We start from the raw sequence: 2,971 nt of genomic DNA, 5'->3' as shown, positions 1-2,971 counted from the left end.
TTCATGATCTATACATGCCTCAGTCGGTGAACAATCAACATCTGAACAACAATCGTAAGAAATACAGGTATGATTAGATATATATCCACAAGAACAAGTAAGTGGCATGCATTCATGATCTATACATGCCTCAGTCGGTGAACAATCAACATCTGAACAACAATCGTAAGAAATACAGGTATGATTAGATATATATCCACAAGAACAAGTAAGTGGCACGCATTCATGATCTATACATGCCTCGGTCGGTGAACAATCAACATCTGATAAACAGTTTATAGTACAATCCACATCAAATTGTGTCTTATAACTACGAAATCCATCTTTTGTAATGGATAGTTGATACTCCCCCTCAAAAGGAATTGTTATCTTTGTATTACCTGCTTCATCGGTATAATTCTCATCAACCTTATAATAATAATTACTAACGTGATATGATAGCACAACTCGCGCATCGGAAACTGGGTCATGGGTTTCCTTTTCAAACACATTAACAGTAACTGGTTGACGGGCACAAGTATAATTAAACTCAATGTCAAATTTGGGCTTTGGCAGGTACTTTTTAGAAGGACATACTGTTTGCATAAATGAATATCCAATGGCATAATTACCTGATCGATCTTTGCCAGAACTCCACATCTTACATCGATACCTATCACCATGACCTGAGAATAAGTGCGAATCACAGATTACTGATGGTGTATATCTTCGTTTCTCATCCCATCCACCACCTGAAGAATTGACAGGAAATATCGGGTTTGACGAATTCTTCACCCAATGGATACCATCGTCAGAAGTCGCAATACCGATACCTTCATGAACACTCGTCTGACCCCCACTGTAATACATAGTCAAAGTACCGTCGTCAGACCTAACAACAGACCCGAATGATGCAAAATTTGAATCCCAATCACTAGGATTACCATGAGGTAACACAGGACCTGATCCATAAAGAGTCCATGATATACCATCTGTAGAATAACCTAAACCGAGCACTTCTTGTCCACCAGTAGTAGCATCAAAGTACATCACGTAGGAGTAATCAAATGGATTGGTCCCTGTATTTGTTGCATGTGGATTATAGATAACATAACTTGGTCCGTAAGAACCACAATTCCAATCACCAGGATTACCAGAGATGATGTTCCCAGTTATCGGTTGATCGTTTATCCAATGGATACCATCAACACTTTCTGCATATCTTATTGCATCTATGCTATATAATTTACTGATGTCCCAATACCAAACTTTGTAGTAAACACCGCTTCCACCAAAACCATTTTCATCGTAGATAATCTTTGCATGATATGCGTTTGTTAATCCAGTCACACTGCCACGGTCGGTCCAATGTATACCATCATTCGAAGTTGCATAACCTATCGATGACCCATCACTATACCACATCTTATAATAACTACTATCACCATGACCGGAAAATGCGTTCTCATCATATAATACTGAAGGATAATATGCTCTAACTCCTGAAGAAGGATCGAATACTGGATTGGATGAATAATCTTCCCAATAAGTTAAACATCCAGATGCATTCATCAAACGAGTTAAATAGATTATTAAAATCAACAATAAACTTATTTTGAACATTATAAACCTTTTATGTACCAATTTAACACCCAAAAGATGTTTTCGCGTCAGCTTTTAAACCTATCGTTAGAGACATCCTATTTCTATCGGACAAATTTTACAAACTTTTATAAATAAACACGTACAATAACACATTATATCTATCGAATAATCAAACATATAACTTTCATATAACTCTCGATACGATGATAAAGGAACAGTTGCGTTATCACAGATGGTATATAGAAGGATGATAAATAGGGTGTTTCATATGGAAGGTAAGATCTTCAAGTTGAAACATGAAAATGAGATAAAACGAGCTGAAAATAAGACAATCAAAGGGGTTTGTTTGGCTCGTTATGAATTTCCGAGATGGCATCCGGACGTTATAAGAGATATCAACTATGCAATAGAGTTGAAAAGTAAGATCGAAGATGCGAATGATAAAAAGATACTTGGAATGTTCGTATTCGGCGGTGTTGTACGCCGTCCTGAAGTGTCGCATAAGAATTCGGATATAGACCTTCTTCTTATCAAGGAAGATGGAGCACGGTTAAAAGCCTTCAAGAACGACGATTTTAGAGTTTCATTGTTTATCTATCCTTTCAAATATCTTTCTTCTCAACTCCAATCTCCCACCGAGGAGGGTTCATTCTTGAGGAACGTGTTCGCGCAGGGTAAGTTGAAACTGATCGATCATGGAGTTATAGATATACTCCAACGAACCGCAGAAGACAATTATCAAGAGCAGGATATCATACGTCTGGTGTACCATCTCCTCCGCAAAGGACAGAAGAACGGCGAGAGAAAAAGCATTAGGGAAGTTCTTGAAGAAGTGGGTTTGATAGATAAAAAGGTATTTCCATGTTCGAAGGATGACCCTATAGGATTTTTTGAAAAAGGGGATAAGGTCTATTACGTGACGGGATGCTACCTCTGTGACGATTTCATATGGGCCTACCCTGTTAAACATGGATGGGAGATGAGGATACTACCTCGAGAGTCTCTAATCGGTTACAACAGAATCGACGCAGACGATGGAACACTTTGGGAATGGATAAACGAGGAATACGTAGGAGCGCAGATGCTTTTGTGAATAATTCTTTATAAATTTAACCCTCAGAGTTGAGGAGGGGAAAATTTTAAATCCCCTCCTCAGAAATAGACTCTGAGGCGACCACTATGAGAAAAGGAAGGGAATTGAGATTATTAAACCTTTTGGTTAGGAGTAGTAAGAGGAATGACAGGAAGATTACAGTACTAAACAGAGGGAAGAGAGGGAGACCGTATAAGTTTTCTTATGAGTTAATCCTAAGTATCTACCTCTTATACGTATTTCTGGATAAATCTTTGAGTAAGGTACTGGATTTTATAGGAGATCTGATACCTA

Annotated in this window: 3 protein-coding genes; 2 read left to right on the top strand and 1 reads right to left on the bottom strand. The window is 38.0% G+C overall.

The genetic code is table 11. The annotated features are described in order from the left end of the window. On the bottom strand, positions 1-1,554 hold a 1,554-nt coding region (locus J7K41_04150; protein MCD6549867.1), incomplete at its 3' end, for a hypothetical protein. Positions 1,555-1,852: 298 nt separating this feature from the next. Here J7K41_04150 and J7K41_04145 point away from each other — a divergent pair. Together J7K41_04145 and J7K41_04140 are read left to right on the top strand one after the other, a co-directional pair. Further along, the gene (locus J7K41_04145) at positions 1,853-2,677 is read left to right on the top strand and encodes a hypothetical protein (GenBank protein ID MCD6549866.1); all 825 of its coding nucleotides are present in this window, start codon (positions 1,853-1,855) and stop codon (positions 2,675-2,677) included. A gap of 86 nt (positions 2,678-2,763) precedes the next feature. Continuing rightward, positions 2,764-2,971: hypothetical protein (locus J7K41_04140; protein ID MCD6549865.1), on the top strand; the 208-nt coding region annotated here is incomplete at its 3' end.

This window comes from Candidatus Micrarchaeota archaeon (assembly GCA_021163225.1).
Lineage (GTDB): Archaea > Micrarchaeota > Micrarchaeia > Anstonellales > JAGGXE01 > JAGGXE01.
The sequence above is the reverse complement of the archived record's forward strand: the minus strand, read 5'-3'. Positions and strand labels throughout refer to the sequence as shown.